The sequence below is a fragment of the Escherichia sp. MOD1-EC6475 genome, assembly GCF_003046645.1.
Classification (GTDB): Bacteria; Pseudomonadota; Gammaproteobacteria; order Enterobacterales; family Enterobacteriaceae; genus Escherichia; species Escherichia ruysiae.
Genome location: NZ_PZKQ01000034.1, coordinates 30,191 through 46,441 on the forward strand (window position 1 = coordinate 30,191; position 16,251 = coordinate 46,441).

Annotated in this window: 14 protein-coding genes and 1 pseudogene; 5 read left to right on the forward strand and 10 right to left on the reverse strand. The window is 50.2% G+C overall.

Going from position 1 to position 16,251, the window contains the following annotated elements:
* Positions 1-305 precede the first annotated feature (305 nt).
* The 3 genes from A7589_RS11950 (at position 306) to A7589_RS11960 (ending at position 5,701) form a co-directional block, all read left to right on the forward strand.
* Entirely contained in the window at positions 306-2,141 is a 1,836-nt protein-coding gene (locus A7589_RS11950; protein WP_000105783.1) for an ATP-binding protein, read from the forward strand.
* A gap of 1 nt (position 2,142) precedes the next feature.
* Positions 2,143-4,449, forward strand: coding sequence for a tetratricopeptide repeat protein (locus tag A7589_RS11955; RefSeq protein ID WP_016160052.1), 2,307 nt, complete (start codon positions 2,143-2,145; stop codon positions 4,447-4,449).
* A 211-nt stretch (positions 4,450-4,660) separates the two neighbouring features.
* Positions 4,661-5,701: a YiiG family protein gene (locus tag A7589_RS11960; RefSeq protein ID WP_010357067.1), complete on the forward strand. Its 1,041-nt coding sequence runs from the start codon at positions 4,661-4,663 to the stop codon at positions 5,699-5,701.
* Positions 5,702-5,782: 81 nt separating this feature from the next.
* On the opposite strand, the gene araD is transcribed toward A7589_RS11960, so the two are convergent.
* The 10 genes and pseudogenes from araD to yiaK form a co-directional block, all read right to left on the reverse strand.
* Entirely contained in the window at positions 5,783-6,478 is a 696-nt protein-coding gene (araD, locus tag A7589_RS11965) for an L-ribulose-5-phosphate 4-epimerase (protein ID WP_000893150.1), read from the reverse strand.
* The gene (locus tag A7589_RS11970) at positions 6,472-7,332 is read right to left on the reverse strand and encodes an L-ribulose-5-phosphate 3-epimerase (RefSeq protein WP_016160051.1); all 861 of its coding nucleotides are present in this window, start codon (positions 7,330-7,332) and stop codon (positions 6,472-6,474) included. The genes araD and A7589_RS11970 overlap by 7 nt, the downstream gene beginning before the upstream one ends.
* Positions 7,325-7,987: a 3-keto-L-gulonate-6-phosphate decarboxylase UlaD gene (gene ulaD, locus A7589_RS11975; protein WP_000089507.1), complete on the reverse strand. Its 663-nt coding sequence runs from the start codon at positions 7,985-7,987 to the stop codon at positions 7,325-7,327. Before ulaD ends, A7589_RS11970 begins: the two co-directional genes overlap by 8 nt.
* Positions 7,984-9,482, reverse strand: a pseudogene (lyxK, locus tag A7589_RS11980) (L-xylulokinase). The gene ulaD and the pseudogene lyxK overlap by 4 nt, the downstream one beginning before the upstream one ends.
* A gap of 3 nt (positions 9,483-9,485) precedes the next feature.
* The gene (yiaO, locus tag A7589_RS11985; RefSeq protein ID WP_000776920.1) at positions 9,486-10,472 is read right to left on the reverse strand and encodes a 2,3-diketo-L-gulonate TRAP transporter substrate-binding protein YiaO; all 987 of its coding nucleotides are present in this window, start codon (positions 10,470-10,472) and stop codon (positions 9,486-9,488) included.
* Between the two features lie 12 nt (positions 10,473-10,484).
* Positions 10,485-11,762 carry a 2,3-diketo-L-gulonate TRAP transporter large permease YiaN gene (yiaN, locus tag A7589_RS11990; RefSeq protein ID WP_000153835.1) on the reverse strand — a complete coding sequence of 426 codons (1,278 nt, stop codon included), beginning with the start codon at positions 11,760-11,762 and terminating at the stop codon, positions 10,485-10,487.
* Between the two features lie 2 nt (positions 11,763-11,764).
* The gene (gene yiaM / locus A7589_RS11995; RefSeq protein WP_000821449.1) at positions 11,765-12,232 is read right to left on the reverse strand and encodes a 2,3-diketo-L-gulonate TRAP transporter small permease YiaM; all 468 of its coding nucleotides are present in this window, start codon (positions 12,230-12,232) and stop codon (positions 11,765-11,767) included.
* A 108-nt stretch (positions 12,233-12,340) separates the two neighbouring features.
* Complete coding sequence (locus tag A7589_RS12000; RefSeq protein ID WP_000646712.1) at positions 12,341-13,261, reverse strand: DUF4862 family protein; 921 nt, start codon at positions 13,259-13,261, stop codon at positions 12,341-12,343.
* Between the two features lie 22 nt (positions 13,262-13,283).
* Positions 13,284-13,748: a NanQ anomerase/TabA/YiaL family protein gene (locus A7589_RS12005; RefSeq protein WP_000576115.1), complete on the reverse strand. Its 465-nt coding sequence runs from the start codon at positions 13,746-13,748 to the stop codon at positions 13,284-13,286.
* Positions 13,749-13,759: 11 nt separating this feature from the next.
* Positions 13,760-14,758 carry a 3-dehydro-L-gulonate 2-dehydrogenase gene (gene yiaK, locus A7589_RS12010; RefSeq protein ID WP_000869058.1) on the reverse strand — a complete coding sequence of 333 codons (999 nt, stop codon included), beginning with the start codon at positions 14,756-14,758 and terminating at the stop codon, positions 13,760-13,762.
* A gap of 216 nt (positions 14,759-14,974) precedes the next feature.
* Between yiaK and yiaJ the strand changes: the two genes are divergently transcribed.
* Together yiaJ and A7589_RS12020 are read left to right on the forward strand one after the other, a co-directional pair.
* Entirely contained in the window at positions 14,975-15,808 is an 834-nt protein-coding gene (gene yiaJ, locus A7589_RS12015) for an IclR family transcriptional regulator YiaJ (RefSeq protein ID WP_000516599.1), read from the forward strand.
* Between the two features lie 101 nt (positions 15,809-15,909).
* Positions 15,910-16,251, forward strand: a 342-nt coding sequence (locus tag A7589_RS12020; protein WP_108188848.1) for a 4Fe-4S binding protein, incomplete at its 3' end; no start/stop codon positions are given.

The following is a 16,251-nucleotide window of genomic DNA, read 5'->3' on the forward strand; positions in this document are numbered from 1 at the left end:
ACCGCAATTCTGATTCTGGATTGCGGTTTTATTTTTTTATTAAATAATGCTGAATATGTTATTCAGCATTTAAATAATAATTTCACCACAAGAAATTATCTCGTTAACTCCGGTTTATATCGATATACTCCAGTCGCATTAATCCTTTAAGAATTAATCATTATTTATATAAGACATTTTGTTTTAATCATCGCGTCAATAAATAAATGTTTCCGATGAGTGAATGAAAATAACAAACCTTGCACCGGTTGTAAAAAACAGCAATGTATTTTCAATAGTGGGTGATGGATTATGAGTATTGAAAAATGAGTACATTACAATTACCTGGCAGTTCATATTCTACAGAAGTTAATTTAAACGGCTTAATTGAGGTGCTCAGTAAGCATCTTTACTCCACCCCCGTGGTCGCCGTGCGGGAATTAGTGCAGAACGGGCATGATGCGATCGTGCGCCGCAGGATTGAGCAACCCGATGCGCCAAATGATAACTCTATTCGTGTGGTGGCAGACGTGGCGAAATCCACCATCACCATTAGCGATACCGGCGCGGGTCTGACAGAAAGCGAAATTCACGGCTTCCTGGCTACAGTGGGCGTGGGTTATACCCGAATGCTGCGCCAGCAGGATGACAATACCGGTTTAATTGGTATGTTCGGCCTCGGTTTTTTGTCGGCATTTGTACTGGCAAAAGAGGTCACGGTGTTGACAACATCCTGGCAAACGCCGGATCAGAGCTGGAAATACCACTCTACCGACGGGCAAAAATATACCGTTACAGCGCATCAGACCTCGGAGCCGGGGACGCAGGTGATTCTGACGCTCAAAGAAGAGTACAGCCATCTGGCGAGTAACAATTTGCTGAACCGCGTCCTTTCCCGCTACTGCATATTGCTGCACGAACCGGTCTATGTGGGGGACGCCAGCGAGCCGGTGAACAAACTCCAGCCACCGTGGCGTGAAGAAACGCCAGACGGCGTAACGATGCACCGTGCGCTGGTACAGCGTAAAAATCTCGCCTTTGCCGCCCAGTTTGAATCTTCTTTTGAACCTATTTGCACCATTCCGGTGGTGCCAGCGGGAATGAGCGATGCAGTTGGAATTTTATGGATTCAGGATGGCGCAACCTACGGTACCAGCGATAACCGCAACCTGTCGCTGTTTTTGCGCGGCATGTTACTCGATGACGAAGCGCGTGAGCTGTTACCGCCCTGGGCCGGTTTTATTGGCGGCGTGATTGAGTCATCGAAACTGACGCCGACGGCGAGCCGGGAAGATCTCCAGCGCGACGAAACCTGGGTCGCGGTGCAGGAGGCGTTAAAAGAGGCGCTGATTTCTGGTTTATCCGATCTCGCACAAAATCAGCCAGAAATCTGGCGACGGGTATTAATGCGCCATAACGAAGCGTTGCTTGGCGCAGCGTTGTGTGATGACCGTCTGTTTGATTTGCTCAAAGACCGTTTACAGGTGCCAACGTCAAAAGGCGCGCTGCTGGCGAAAGATTTACGCGTTAATAACAGCATTCATATTCTGTTAAGTCGCGACGGCGGTTTCGAAGAGATGCTGTTCCACATTCTGCAACGACCTGTTGCTCGTGGCGATCGCTATGCCGTGGTGCCATTTTTACGCCGCTGGGCGCTGTTATATCACTGCCGGATTATTGAAGTCGGTACGCAAACGGGCAATGAGCAGTTGTTCAGCCTGGCGGAATTACCCGAAGAGCAGGTTGCTTATCTGGAAGAGCATCTCTGCGATGGCGAGCAATTAATTATCTCGCGCTTTGAACCGGCCGTTTTACCATTAGTGGTAACGCCAGATCGGGAAGCGGAATTAAAACAAATTCTTGAACAGGATGACGCGGATAAACGTATTAGCACCGCAGCGTTAATGCTGGCACGGCAATTTACCTCGCAAATCCAAAAGACCAAAACGTCAAGTCTGTATATCAATCTCAATAACCCCTGCATCATGCAACTGGTGACGGCATTACAACATCAGCAACAGCCAGCGGCGGCATTACGGTTATTAAAATCGCTGAAAGTAATTTTGTGCTCCAGCGGTAATAAAGAACAGCAGTGGGATTTACACCAGGCGCTGGATGATTTTACTCAGGTTATTCCTGTCTTAATTAATCAAGGAAAATAAAATGGATACATGGGAGTGGTACAACAAATATAGCCAGGAGTTGCGTGATGCCGGGCAGGAGTATATTCCGCAGATAATTGATGATTTTTCTGAAGGTGTTTTACATCTGCAAATGGAAAAGTGCGATTCGTTATTACCGGAAATGAAAGCACTGAATCAGGTGGCAAAAAATCCGTGGCTGGAAATATTTATCGGACACTGGGAGATGCGCCATCGTCTGACCAACTACGAAGAAGGCGAAAAAGTGCTGCCTGACGTGGTGGCGCTGTTTGAAAAAGCGCATCGGGAAGAGGCGAAAGATTGCCCGCAATCTATCTGCGTTACGCAGGATTTATCCGCCTGCTACGAGAATATAGATGCCCCAGGCTGGGCCAATGAACGCATGGCGGTGTGTGAAGAAACCATCGCGCGCATTGATCCGACCTGGAGCTGCTTTATGTGTTTATCCTGCGAATATGCCAGTGCGCTGATGGATTCCAACAGAACAGAAGAGGCGTTGGTTTATATCGACAGGCAAATCGACGCGGTAAAAGCATCGGGGAGTGAATATTTAGAAGCACTGCTGGCAACTCGTGCCGATATTTTGGTTGCCCTTCAGCGTTACGATGAAGCACGTGAAGTGATTGATGAACTGGCAAAAGAGAATGATTATTGGGGACGCGACCGCATCAATTATCAACTCAAAAAACTGTACATCATGGCGTTATGCGGGCAGGACAAAGAAGTCTGGGAGGAATTGCCGCGTTGGTCAGATCTGACTCCCTATTCATGGGGACTATGGCTGAAGATTATTACTGAATTACTGCCCCGCAATCCACAGAGAAACCACTGGCAACTGGCGCGAATCATCCAAAAAATGCTGGAGCACCGTTCACAGGCCGGGGCGCACCGCAAAGTGGTTGATCTGGCGAAACTGCAAATCACTCTGGCACTGGAGCGTGAATCCGTCTGGATTGCCAAAATGGCGATGAAGCTGGCTCAGCGGCACATACCGAAATTACGCGCGTTATTGGGGGTTGATCGCGAGTTTCTCGAACTTAGTGAAAAAATTGCCGCTAAAGAGGCGGAACTGCTTGCTCGCCCGGTTGTTGAATCGCCTGAAAATAGCGATGAAGAAACGCAGCCTGACCCCGAAAAAGACGTCGAAATATTCCGCCGTGCTTACCTGAACACGCCAGATGATACGGAATTGCTGGGTAAACTGGTCAATGCGTTAAAGGCTTGCAATGCGATTGATGAGTCGATTGAACTGCTGCAAAGCTATGTTGAAAGCCACATCCAGGAAGATAACGGCCTTTGCTTCGATCTGCTGGATCTCCTGCTACACCGTGGCGATCAGCAAGCGATCGAACAACTGGCGAAGCAGTATGAACGGGCTGGGCTACTACATATGGCCTTGTGGTTCCGCGCGCGAGTGATCAACCAACAGGAAGACTGGAGTGAACTGGAGTCGATTGGGCAACAGTTGCTGCAAAATGAAAAAGGGCGTGAGTGGATCGGCGTTTATCGCATGTGCTCCTGGGCAGCACAAAAACAGGAAGCCTGGGATCGGCAGCTGGATTATTTACAGCAATTGCAGCAACTTATGATTAGCCGTGAAGAAGATATTCGCAATCTCCAGTGGGATATCATGGCGACCGCCAGCATCTTACAACAGTGGGATTTGGTGCGGACTATCGCCGCAGAACTGGAAATCGAACTCACGGAAGGTGAAGGTTTTATTGACGAAAAATGGGGGTTACTGAATATCCGTTTCCGGGAAAACTTCGAATACCGCTATTACTATGCCCAGCGGATTGGACCGGTAACGGCAAGGATCATTGAACCAACCTACCGGACCGATTACCCACAACATGTTGATGAAATTGTCGTTTTCGATGCGGAGATGTTGAATACCCGGCCTGAAGATGAGGAAGAACAGAAGAATTTCACGCCGCTTTATGGCTGCCTGAAAACCATTATCCCGACTGAATACGGCGAGTCCTGGTTCTGCGAAGGCGTTATGCCTGGTGAAGAACAGTTTAATGCCTTCCGTGAGGCGCTACGTGAACGAAACTGGTACTACTGGAGCAACAGTAACGATGACTATACGTTAACGGACAGCCATCAGGGAGAAGATGCCGAGCCACTGCCCGCGTTATATTTTGTTATCAGCGCGCCGCGTTCGGTTGCTAAAGCTAATATTGATAAAACGCTAAGTGAGTTAACCGCAGACTGGGAACATCCGTTGTGTTGGTGGCGACTTGCCAAAGAAGCCGGAGCGAACGAAGAGAAACATGCTGCTATTTCTGAACGTTATGGGATGTAATGCAGGTTTAAATAATGGGGGGCAGAAACTTCCCTCCCGCAATGGTTGAACTGTTAATTGAATTAAGTCCTGTAATTTAGATATAAAATTACAGGACTTATTCATTCAGTGAATTGTAGCTATTTATTTATAAACAAAACGCGTGTAGTGACGCTTTCTTTTTTCCTTTATTATATTCACTCTCTTATTTATCTATTTATAAGGCAATTAAATGAAAAGGAATTTATTATCTTCAGCTATTATTATCGCCATAATGGCCCTCGGTATCACCGGATGTGATGATAAAAAAGCCGAAACAGAAACTCCCCCGCCCGCCAATAGTCAACCTGCCGCACCAGCTCCTGAAGCCCCCGTTGCAAAAGCAGAAGCTAAGCCTGAAACGCCTGCGCAACCGGTGGTCGATGAACAAGCGGTTTTCGACGAAAAAATGGATGTCTATATCAAGTGCTACAACAAGTTACAGATCCCTGTACAGCGTAGTCTGGCGCGTTATGCGGACTGGCTGGAAGATTTTAAACAGGGGCCTACCGGTAAAGAGAGGACTGTCTATGGCATCTACAGTATTAGTGAATCCAATCTCTCAGAGTGTGAGAAAGGCGTGAAAAGTGCTGTGGCGTTAACGCCTGCACTGCAACCTATTGACGGCGTGGCGGTGAGTTATATCGATGCTGCCGTGGCGTTGGGTAATACCATTAACGAAATGGATAAATATTACACCCAGGAAAATTATAAAGACGATGCGTTTGCCAAAGGGAAAACGCTGCACCAGACATTCTTAAAAAATCTTGATGCCTTTGAACCTGTCGCAGAATCTTATCATGCGGCAATTCAGGAAATTAATGATAAGCGCCAGCTTGCGGAACTGAAAAATATTGAAGAAAGAGAAGGGAAAACATTCCACTACTACTCTCTGGCAGTCATGATCTCAGCGAAACAAATTAATAACCTGATCTCGCAAGATAAGTTTGATGCCGAAGCGGCAATGAAGAAAGTGACTGAGCTGGAAACGCTGGTGGCGCAGGCCAAAGAAGCGGATAAAGGTGGCATGAATTTCTCATTCATCCATTCGGCAGACCAATATCAGCTTGAGGCTAAAAAATATGTTCGCCGCGTAAGAGATAAAGTCCCGTACTCTGACTGGGACAAAGAGCAACTTCAGGACGCAAACTCAAGCTGGATGGTCGAAGACTCTTTCCCGAGAGCGTTACGCGAGTACAACGAAATGGTCGATGATTATAATCGCCTACGTTAAACGTTTCTGATTCTTGTGCGCAATGTAGTCGGGAGCATATCAATTCATAGTACCGGGGCGATGAAGCCCCGGCGTGAGAGATTACTGCCCGTAATAGGCATTAGCCCCGTGCTTACGCAGATAGTGCTTATCTAAGAGTTCATTTTGCATGGCAGGAAGCTGCGGCGCGAGCTGGCGCGAGAACAGCCCCATATACGCGCACTCTTCCAGCACCACAGCATTATGCACCGCATCGGCGGCGTTTTTACCCCAGGCGAACGGGCCGTGAGAATGCACCAGTACCGCCGGGATTTGTGCCGGACTCCTGCCGCGCTCTTCGAAGGTTTTAATGATCACTTCGCCAGTCTGGTATTCATACTCACCGTTGATCTCCTCTGCGGTCATCTGGCGCGTGCAGGGGATCGCACCGTAAAAATAGTCAGCGTGAGTCGTACCCCAGGCAGGGAGATCAATCCCTGCCTGCGACCAGATAGTGGCATGGCGCGAGTGGGTATGCACAATGCCGCCAATTTCTGCATAGCGGCGATAAAGCGCCAGATGCGTTGGCGTGTCGGAAGAGGGCTTTTTGCTGCCTTCCACCACCTTACCGCTGGCTATTTCAACCACCACCATATCGTCGGCGGTCATCACGTCGTACTCGACGCCGGAAGGCTTGATCACCATCCATTGTCGCGTCTTATCTACTGCGCTGACATTGCCCCAGGTGAACGTCACCAGATGGTGAGCGGGAAGCGCCAGATTCGCCGCCAGCACGTCGGCTTTCAGTTGCTCTAACATATAAAACCAGCCTCCTGCATACGCGCTTCAATCCAGCGCCGCGCCTGAATAATCTCCAGCACCGGTTCTTTGGCTTTTTCGGTCCACATCTCAATCAGGAAAGAACCGCGATAGTTCAGTTCATGCAGCGTTTTGAAGATGCCAACGAAATCGACGCAGCCTTCGCCAAACGGCACATCACGGAACTGTCCGGGGCTTTGCTCGGTGACTGGCAGGGTGTCTTTCAGGTGAATAGCCGCGATACGGTCAATGCCCAGTTTCAGTTCTGCGGGAACATCATTACCCCAGGCGCTGAGGTTGCCGACATCCGGGTAGACGGTGAACCATGGCGAGGCGAGCATCTCGTCCCATTTTTTCCATTTGCTGATGGAGTTCATAAACGCGGTGTCCATAATCTCCACCGCCAGCATCACTTGTGATGCCGCCGCCTGTTCAACCGCCCACGCCAGTCCTTCAGCAAACCGTTGCCGGGTGCCTTCGTCATGGTCTTCGTAATAGACGTCGTAGCCCGCCAGTTGAATGGTGCGAATACCAAGGTCGCGCGCCAGGCGAATCGCGTTACTCATGATTTCCCGCGCCCGCTGGCGCACCGCCTCGTCGCGGCTACCAAAAGGGAAACGGCGATGGGCAGACAGGCACATTGACGGAATAGCAATGCCCGTTTCGATCATCGCGGTAACCAGCGAAGCACGTTGTGCGGCGCTCCAGTCCAGGCGTGACAGACGTTCGTCGGTTTCATCCACCGACATTTCGACAAAATCAAAACCGCAGCTTTTTGCCAGCACCAGTCGCTCCGGCCAGGAGAGATCTTTCGCCAGCGCCTTTTCATAAATACCTAACGGATGATTACGCACGTGCGCCTCCCCAGATTGAGTCGATTTGCGCATGAAAATCAGCGGCCACCTGCGCCGGATTTGCTGCGCCTGCCAGCGCCCGCCCGGCAATAAACGCTTTCACGCGGATATCTTTAAACAGCGGCAGGTCAGCAGGGGTAATCCCGCCAGTAATAGAAAGTTCGAGGCCGATATCAGAAAGAGCCTTCATACGCGCCAGATCCGCCTCGCCCCATTGCTGCCCGCTGGCCTGTGCGTCGCGACCACGATGATAAATCGCCTGCCGTACACCAATGCGATGCCAGTCACGTGCGTCGTCCAGTGTCCAGTTGCCGAACAGCTCTATCTGGATTTCACCGCCGCAGTGTTGCGCCATCGCGTGGCCTTTTTCCACCGTGGCGAGCGGCGCGGCGCAGATGATGGTCATCCAGTTGGCGCCCGCGCCAAACGCCTGTTGCGCGAGCGTTTCACCGGCATCAGCGACCTTCCAGTCAGCGACGATGATTTTGTTCGGGCACTGTTCACGCAAGGCTTTCACCGCGCCAAGCCCTTCGTTTAAACAGAGAATGGTGCCCGCTTCGACGATATCGACGCTGTCTTTTAACCGCGTCACGTCGCGCTGCGCGGCTTCAAGTGATGAGTGGTCGAGAGCCAGTTGCAGAAGTGGTCTGCTCATAGTGTGTGTTCCTTAATGCGGGTGTGATAACCCTGAAGTGCGGCAATGAGTTGCTGATAGCGTTGATATTTTTGTTGGTAATGCTGATGCGCGGTCATGTCCGGCAGTAATGTGCGTAGCGGATGTTGCGAGCTGTGCTGGGCCTCGCTGAAGTTGCGATAAACGCCCGTACCGACACGGGCAGCGAGCGCCGCGCCAAAGCATCCCGTTTCTTCCACCTGCGGCAGCTCGATACGCAGACCGCTGACGTCCGCCAGCATTTGCATCCAGACATCGGAGTGCGCCGGACCGCCAGTCACGCGCAGGGTGTGAACAGCGGTAAAACGTTCACGCATCCGGTTGAGGTGGGTCATGTGGCTGAACACCACGCCTTCATAAATGGCCTGCAACAGGTGCGCGCGGGTGTGAATGGCCTGCATCCCGTAGAAACCGCTGGTCATCTCAAGTCCGGCGTTACTGCCGTACAGGAACGGCAGGAAAAAGAGATCGCCTCCGGCTTTCGGCAAGCTGGCAACGGCCTGATTAATCTCAGCAAAAGAGATTTCTCCCCACTGCGCGGTAAACCATTCGAGATTGCCGGAAGAGGTAGGGCTGGCTTCGTGAACGATAAATTGACCGTCATTAACGTAGCGGCCATAGACATACGGATGCGCTTCACCGTCACGTAAACCGCTGGTTATGCCGCTGGTCACCGCCCAGGTTCCCATCACCGCATTGAGGGTAGATTCGTCTTCGATCCCGGCGCAGAGTGCGGTGGAAACCACATCAAAAAGGCCACCGACAACGGGCGTACCCGCTTTCAGACCGGTCTGTGCGGCTGTCTGAGCGGTGATCTCCCCGCAGATTTCGGCAGATCCAACAACAGGCGGCAGGGCGTGGTTGATTTCACCTATCCCCAGCCAGTCGGTGAGGCACGGGTCATATTCCCCAAGACTCATGTTGTAGAGATTGGACTCGGAAATATTGCTTTCTTCGCAGCCTTTGACGCCGGTTAAACACCAGCGCAGGTAGTCGTGCGTCATCATCACGCAGCCAATTTGCGCATAACGCTCAGGTTCGTGCATTTTCAGCCAGCGTAACAGCGACACCGGATGCCCGGTCCACAAGGTTTGGCGGGTCAGCGGGTAGAGTTTTTCCGGGACGCCATCTTCCTGCCAGCAACGGACGATTTCCATCGCCCGGCGGTCAGAGGACAAAATGGCGTTACCTAGCGGTTTGTTATTTTTATCGAGTAAAAACAAACCTTTCCCTTGTGCGGAGATACCGATACCCACAATTTGCTCCCCGCTAACGCCGGAATGGGTAAGCAGGGCGCGAATGACAGCCATGCAGCATTGCCACAGTTCTGCCATATCGCGCTCTGCCCAGCCTGGCTGCGGGCTTAATGCGCACAGCGGCAGGCGCTGCACGCCCGCCTCCCGGCCTTCGCGGTCATACAGTCCGGCTTTCAGCCAGCTACCGCCACAATCTAACCCCAGCGCCAGTATTGCGTCATGGTTTATTGCACCTCATCCACGGCTTTCAGCAGTTCAGCGCCCTGCGGAACATCTTTAACAAACATGTCGCGAACCTGATTACCCAATGCATCGCTAAAGGCTTTGCGGTCGAGATCGGTAATCACTTCAACGCCCGCGTCTTTCATGCCGTCGATGATTTTTTGCTGATCTTCAGCAACCAGTTTGCGCTGATAGTTACCCGCTTCTTGCGCAGATGTGATCAGTGCCTGCTGGAACTCAGGGGTTAAGCCATCAAACTTCGCTTTGTTGATCACCACCAGAAGTGGGGAGTAGGCGTGATGGGTCAGAGAAAGGTACTTCTGCACTTCATAAAATTTTGCTGACCAGACGACGTTAATCGGGTGTTCCTGGGCGTCGATGGTGCGGGTTTCCAGCCCGGTATAGACTTCGGCAAATGGCATCGGGATCGGGTTAGCACCGAAGATTTTGAATGCCGCAATATTCATTGGACTATTGTTGGTACGGATCTTCAGCCCTTGCAGATCGGCGGGAGTTTTAACCGGTGCACGCGAGTTGGTGACATCGCGCCAGCCGTTTTCCCAGTAAGCCAGCACTTTCAGCCCTTTACCTTCAAGGGAGATTTTCAGCTCATCACCGACTTTACCGTCGAGGGTTTTATGCGCATGGGCGGTATCGCGGAACAGGAAAGGGACATCGAGCAGGTTGATGACGGGCGAGAGTCCCGTAAAGTTATTGGAGCCAGACATCTCCATATCAATAGTGCCGCCGCGCACGCCGCTGATCATCGCCTGCGCATTGCCGAGGGTGCTATCCGGGAACAGTTTTAACTTCAGTTCGCCTTTGGTTTTTTCTTGCAATAATTCGTTGAATTTTTTTGCTGCAATATGTTGTGAATCGGTTTGCGAGGTTTCATAACCGAAACGTAATGATTGTGCCGCCAGAGAAGATGTACTGAACGCCGCCACTCCGGCAAATAATAAAGCGTAGGTTACAGAACGTAATTTCATTATGATTTCCTTTTAACTCATCCATTTAAGAGGAGCGGTAATAAGCTCCGGTATAAAAATAAATAATGCTAACAACATGAATAAAACCATGACGTAAGGCGCAACGCCTTTTACCGCATCGTCAAATTTAAGTTTTGCCACGCCGCATACCACGTTAAGGACGTTACCGACCGGGGGCGTAATCAGTGATATTGAACAGTTGATAATAAACATGATGCCGAAATAGACCGGATCTATTCCCGCTTCTTTCACTAATGGCATTAATACAGGTGTAAGAATTAATACGGTGGGCGTTAAGTCCATTACCGTGCTGATCACCATAATAGCAAGCATAATGACGATGAATAATAAGCGAGGCGAATCAACCAACGGTTGTAATAGCTCCGATACCATCATGGGTAATTCGGCGATCGTAATAAGCCATGCAGATACCGCAGCAGAAGCCACCAGGAACATGACCACGGATGTGGTTTTCGCCGCGTTAATCAGAACATGATAAAGCGTGGAGAAGGTCATTTCGCGATAGACCACCACCGAGACGAACAGAGCGTAGAAGGCGGCAACCGCGCCTGCTTCGGTAGGCGTAAATAACCCCGAACGGAAACCGCCAATAATAATTATCGGCAAAAAGAGCGCCCAAATACCGGAGACTAAAGATTGCCAGACTTCCCGCAGTGAGGCTTTTGGCTGGCAAGGCAGATTCAGCCGTTTTGCCTGCCACCACCAGGTAATCATCAGCGTGACGCCCATCATGATGCCCGGCGCGATGCCCGCCATAAACAGTTTACTGATAGAGAGTCCGCTGGAGACGCCGAAGATAATGAGTGGAATAGAGGGAGGGATAATGGCCGCAATAATACCGCCAGAACCGATAAGTCCGGCGGCGCGATTTACCGGATAGTTGGCCTGACGCATCATCGGCACCAGCAGCGCCGCGACAGCTGCGGTATCAGCAACCGCAGAACCGGAAAGGCTTGCCATGATCATTGCCGCCAGCACGCCAACGTAACCCAGACCGCCTGGCCTGTGACCCACCAGTTTCATTGGCAGGTCGACAATACGTTGCGACAGGCCGCCCGCATTCATGATCTCACCCGCCAGCACAAAGAAGGGGATCGCCAGCAGGGAGAAACTGTCTGCACCGTTGACCAGCGTTTGCGCCAGAATTTGCACATCAAAGATATCCATCCAGAACATCAATGAGATGCCGCACAGCAATAATGCCCAGGCGATGGGAACACCAATCGCGATAGCGCCTAACAAACTGACAATAAATATAAGAATTGTCATCGTCAGACTCCTTGTTGATTTTGGCTGATGGTATTTGTGAACTGCCGGTATAAATGACGCAATTCCAGCAATGCGATAATCAGGCTGGTGGGGATAGCGGCGGCGTACATTAAGCCAACGGGTACGCCGAGAATGGGCGATAAGTTACTCCAGTCCTGTGACGTTTTTTCTATTGCACCCCAGGCCAGACCCAGACACAGCAATAAAATGAGCGTATGGGTTAGCAGCGAAACACGTTGTTGATTAGTGGGAGAGAGTTTTTCGACTAAAAAAGTAACCTGCACATGGCTGTTGTCCATATAAGCAACGATAGCGCCAATAAAGGTTAACCAGACAAATAAAAGCCGGGATAATTCATCAATCGATAATATGCTTGTGTGAAATCCATATCGAAGAATGATATTAATAAAAATAATACAAGACAGTATTGCGATGATGAGCGCAAGAATGCCTTCGAGTATCCGTTTCATAACGAGTCCTTCTTGTTATGCAATATGTTTTCATTAATTAATGTTGTTGGTATTCGTAATATTTATTGGAGAGCGATTAATTAGAATCTGGCAAAATAATGAATCGTTTTAAATAGATTCATTTAGAGAGTGAATGCCATTGCGTAATATTTCGATGCGGTGCTGAACATCAGCAGCAGCATGGATTTCTAATAACTTGATGCCCGAAAATTGCAATGTTGATGGTTCTGCTACATTAAATAACTCGCGAACATGATCTGTGGTCATCAGGCTTTCTGCACAGAATGGTGCAAACGGCGCGTGTAAATCCTGCCATTCTCCGTATGCTCCGTTTAGCGTCGTACCAGAGAACATCAACGCGCCGAGTTTCCCGGCCTGTTTCGCCATTTGGGTATGGGTCAGCGGCAACGCTGTATTGCGGCCTTCAATGGCGGATCGCGCCCAGTTGATACAGATGCTGATGTCATAATCGGCAATGACTTCCAGCACATTTTCCAAAGGCAAAAAGCCTTTGCGTGGAGCGGCAGACGTCATGGCATCGCAGTGTTCCAGCACCAGTTTGCACGGCCAGTCCCAACTGGCGATTTCTTTTAACGAGCGGGCAAAAGCATCCGTCGCTTGCATAACATTGGGATTCGTTGCTAACGGTGCGGCCTGGATCTCCAGTGCGAGCACTTTATTAGCCTGCAATGAGTTGATTTTATGGAACAGGTGGCAATAGTACGCCACGCAGGCCTTGCGTTGTTCTTCATCGCTGGAGGCGAGACCAAAGCCGCTGTTTTCGCTGCGGCGACGCATGGTTTCCATCACAGCGGTGATGACAAATTTCCAGCTTTCCGGCGTATGGCGAAGTAACCATTGATCGCCAAGAGGATGGAAGTTTTCCAGGCAGGGTTGTTCCAGACCGCGAATATCAGGGGTATCTGATAATTGTCGCCAGAATTCCTTCTCTTCCTCTTCACTTCTTTGATGAAAAGAAGGTGCACAGGGATACGCGCCGATAATATAACCGACATTATTCGCTTTCATTTTGTGCTCCAGTAATAACTTTTTATAAAGCGCAGAGGGCGACTTTAACCACGATTTTGCGGATTGCCGTAGGGGCATTTTTATTACATGCCGGTCGGTGAACATCCTGCGGGAAGAAAATAGCGTAGCTACCCGGTATCATTTCTATAAATGATTCATGTTCACTATCGTGATAAAAAATAATATCGCGTTGCTCTAATAACGACTCACTGAATTTATTATTTCCCGTATCAATAGCAATGCCGATTTTCTCTTCACCCCACGCCAGAAACTGAATATCGATATACCGACGATGCACTTCCGGACGGTTTTCCACCGCTTCGCGTGTGGTTAAATCGATAATTTGCGCATAAATATTCTTGCCGTCGATTTCGACGACGCCCGGCTCCAGGGCGTTGAAGTCGGTGGTGCGCAGAAAATCGAGCGCCTTTTCAATGGCGACGGGCAAACGGCACGGATTAGGTTGTGTGATATGTCCAAATATCATGGTCTATCTCCTTATAATGCCTGGATTTTTGCCCATACGCTGTCGTCAATGGTAATTCCGTTACGACGGTTTTCTGCCAGCAGGGTAGTGAATTCGTGACCGGGTAAACGAATGGCCTGGTTTTCGTCTGCGCGCTCGGCGCTAGTAACGTAATCCATAATGCGTTGCAGTTTGGCATCGCGGGTGGAACCGTCGATCAGTTTGTCCACTTCAATGGCAATAAAGATTTGTGAAATGCCGTACTCGTCGCTGTTGTCCTGGGTGACTTCAGCAACCGATGCGCCGTCAGAAAGGAGAGTGGCTATCATATCCAGCACAATCGACATGCCAGAACCTTTCCAGTAACCCATCGGCAAAATGCGGCGATTTTTCTCGATAATGCCAGGTTCTTTGGTCAAATTGCCCTCATCATCAAACCCACCATCGACCGGCAGCTCGCGTCCCGCCAGACGATTCACTTCTAACATGCCGTAGGAGAACATCGACATCGACATATCGACCATGGTGATGGGGGACGAAGGAATGGCGACGATCAGCGGGTTAGTGCCGATGCGACACTCTTTTGCGCCCCACGGCGGCATTACGGCGATAGAGTTGGTCCAGCAGATGCCGATATAGCCTTTTTCCGCCGCCTGCCAGCCGTAGCTGCCGCCGCGCATCCAGTGGTTGGCATTGCGTAACGCGACCAGGCCAATCCCGTGAGTTGCCGCCAGTTCAATGGCGCGATCCATCATCTTTTTCGCCGTCAGGTTACCGATCGAACGCTGGGCGTCCCACTGCTCAATCGCGCCGAGGCTGGTTATACGTTTGGGTTGGGCGTCAGGAATGATATCGCCGTTTTCCAGTTGCTGAATGAAACGGGGGAAACGGTTAACGCCATGAGAATAAACGCCGGATTCGGTGGTGCGGGCGAACATCTCTGCACAGGCATCGGCTGTTTCGCTGTCAACGCCACGTGAAATTAATACCCGATTAAAGGCTGTTTTTAACTGCTCAAATGTCACTTTCATCCCTGGCTTCCTTGTGTTTGTTGATCGCTTTTTTAGCTTAAAATTCCATTATGTGAAATTTGATTTCAAATATATCGATCGCTTTTTAACAAAGCAATCCGCGCCATTATTTTAAAAAATTATTAAAATCAAATGGTTACAAATTATCTGTCGAGATCGTGAACTGCGACACACTTTGCGTTACCATCAGGGCGCGATAAAAAGGGGAAGAAAGCGATGGGAAAAAAAGAGCACGAGTTGGCGCAGGAAAAAGAGCGCCCAGCTGGAAGTCAGAGCCTGTTTCGCGGGTTGATGCTGATTGAGATTTTGAGCAACTATCCAAACGGTTGTCCGCTGGCGCATCTCTCTGAACTGGCTGGCTTAAATAAAAGCACGGTCCATCGTTTATTGCAGGGGCTACAGTCCTGTGGCTATGTGACAACTGCGCCCGCTGCGGGGAGTTACCGCCTGACCACAAAATTTATTGCTGTTGGGCAAAAGGCGCTGTCGTCGCTGAATATCATTCATATTGCCGCGCCGCATCTTGAGACGCTGAACATCTCCACTGGTGAAACCATTAACTTTTCCAGTCGAGAAGATGATCACGCTATTTTGATTTATAAACTGGAACCTACTACCGGTATGCTACGAACTCGCGCCTATATTGGTCAGCATATGCCGCTCTACTGTTCGGCGATGGGTAAGGTTTATATGGCGTTTGGGCATCAGGACTACGTGAAATCGTATTGGGAAAGCCATCAGAATGAAATCCAGCCGCTAACCCGCAACACCATTACCGAACTGCCCGCGATGTTCGATGAACTGGCGCGCATTCGTGAAAGCGGCGTGGCAATGGACAGAGAAGAGAATGAACTTGGCGTCTCCTGTATTGCTGTTCCGGTGTTTGATATTCATGGGCGGGTGCCGTATGCGGTGTCGATTTCGCTTTCGACATCACGCCTGAAACAGGTGGGGGAGAAAAATCTCCTGAAACCGCTGCTTGAAACTGCGCAGGCTATCTCCAATGAACTGGGATTTACCGTCCGGGATGACCAGGGCGCGATCACATAACGCTTTTGGCAGGTGGCAAAACTTTAATATTTCCTTCGTTGGATCAAAGCAATAATGGCGCACTCTCTGGCACGCTGCGGTTTTAGTGCAAAGGAGTGATCATGAACCGGTTTATTATTGCGGATGCGACGAAATGTATCGGTTGCCGTACCTGTGAAGTGGCTTGCGCAGTGTTGCATCAGGAGAATCAGGATTGCGCTTCGTTGTTACCTGGCGAGTTTATTTCCCGTATTCGTGTCATCAAAGACCACACCTGGACCACGGCAGTAGCCTGTCATCAGTGTGAAGATGCACCGTGCGCGAATGTTTGCCCTGTGGACGCTATTCGCCGCGAACATGGGCATATCTTCGTTGAACAATCACGTTGTATTGGCTGTAAAAGCTGTATGTTGGCTTGCCCGTTTGGTGCGATGGAAGTGGTTTCTTCGGGTAATGACTCCAAC

What these genes read in the sequence shown, in the direction of transcription:
- A7589_RS11950 (WP_000105783.1), top strand. Translation starts at nt 306, where the DNA reads ATGAGTACATTACAATTACCTGGCAGTTCATATTCTACAGAAGTTAAT.
- A7589_RS11955 (WP_016160052.1), top strand. Translation starts at nt 2,143, where the DNA reads ATGGATACATGGGAGTGGTACAACAAATATAGCCAGGAGTTGCGTGAT.
- A7589_RS11960 (WP_010357067.1), top strand. Translation starts at nt 4,661, where the DNA reads ATGAAAAGGAATTTATTATCTTCAGCTATTATTATCGCCATAATGGCC.
- araD (WP_000893150.1), bottom strand. Translation starts at nt 6,478, where the DNA reads ATGTTAGAGCAACTGAAAGCCGACGTGCTGGCGGCGAATCTGGCGCTT.
- ulaD (WP_000089507.1), bottom strand. Translation starts at nt 7,987, where the DNA reads ATGAGCAGACCACTTCTGCAACTGGCTCTCGACCACTCATCACTTGAA.
- yiaO (WP_000776920.1), bottom strand. Translation starts at nt 10,472, where the DNA reads ATGAAATTACGTTCTGTAACCTACGCTTTATTATTTGCCGGAGTGGCG.
- yiaN (WP_000153835.1), bottom strand. Translation starts at nt 11,762, where the DNA reads ATGACAATTCTTATATTTATTGTCAGTTTGTTAGGCGCTATCGCGATT.
- yiaM (WP_000821449.1), bottom strand. Translation starts at nt 12,232, where the DNA reads ATGAAACGGATACTCGAAGGCATTCTTGCGCTCATCATCGCAATACTG.
- A7589_RS12000 (WP_000646712.1), bottom strand. Translation starts at nt 13,261, where the DNA reads ATGAAAGCGAATAATGTCGGTTATATTATCGGCGCGTATCCCTGTGCA.
- A7589_RS12005 (WP_000576115.1), bottom strand. Translation starts at nt 13,748, where the DNA reads ATGATATTTGGACATATCACACAACCTAATCCGTGCCGTTTGCCCGTC.
- yiaK (WP_000869058.1), bottom strand. Translation starts at nt 14,758, where the DNA reads ATGAAAGTGACATTTGAGCAGTTAAAAACAGCCTTTAATCGGGTATTA.
- yiaJ (WP_000516599.1), top strand. Translation starts at nt 14,975, where the DNA reads ATGGGAAAAAAAGAGCACGAGTTGGCGCAGGAAAAAGAGCGCCCAGCT.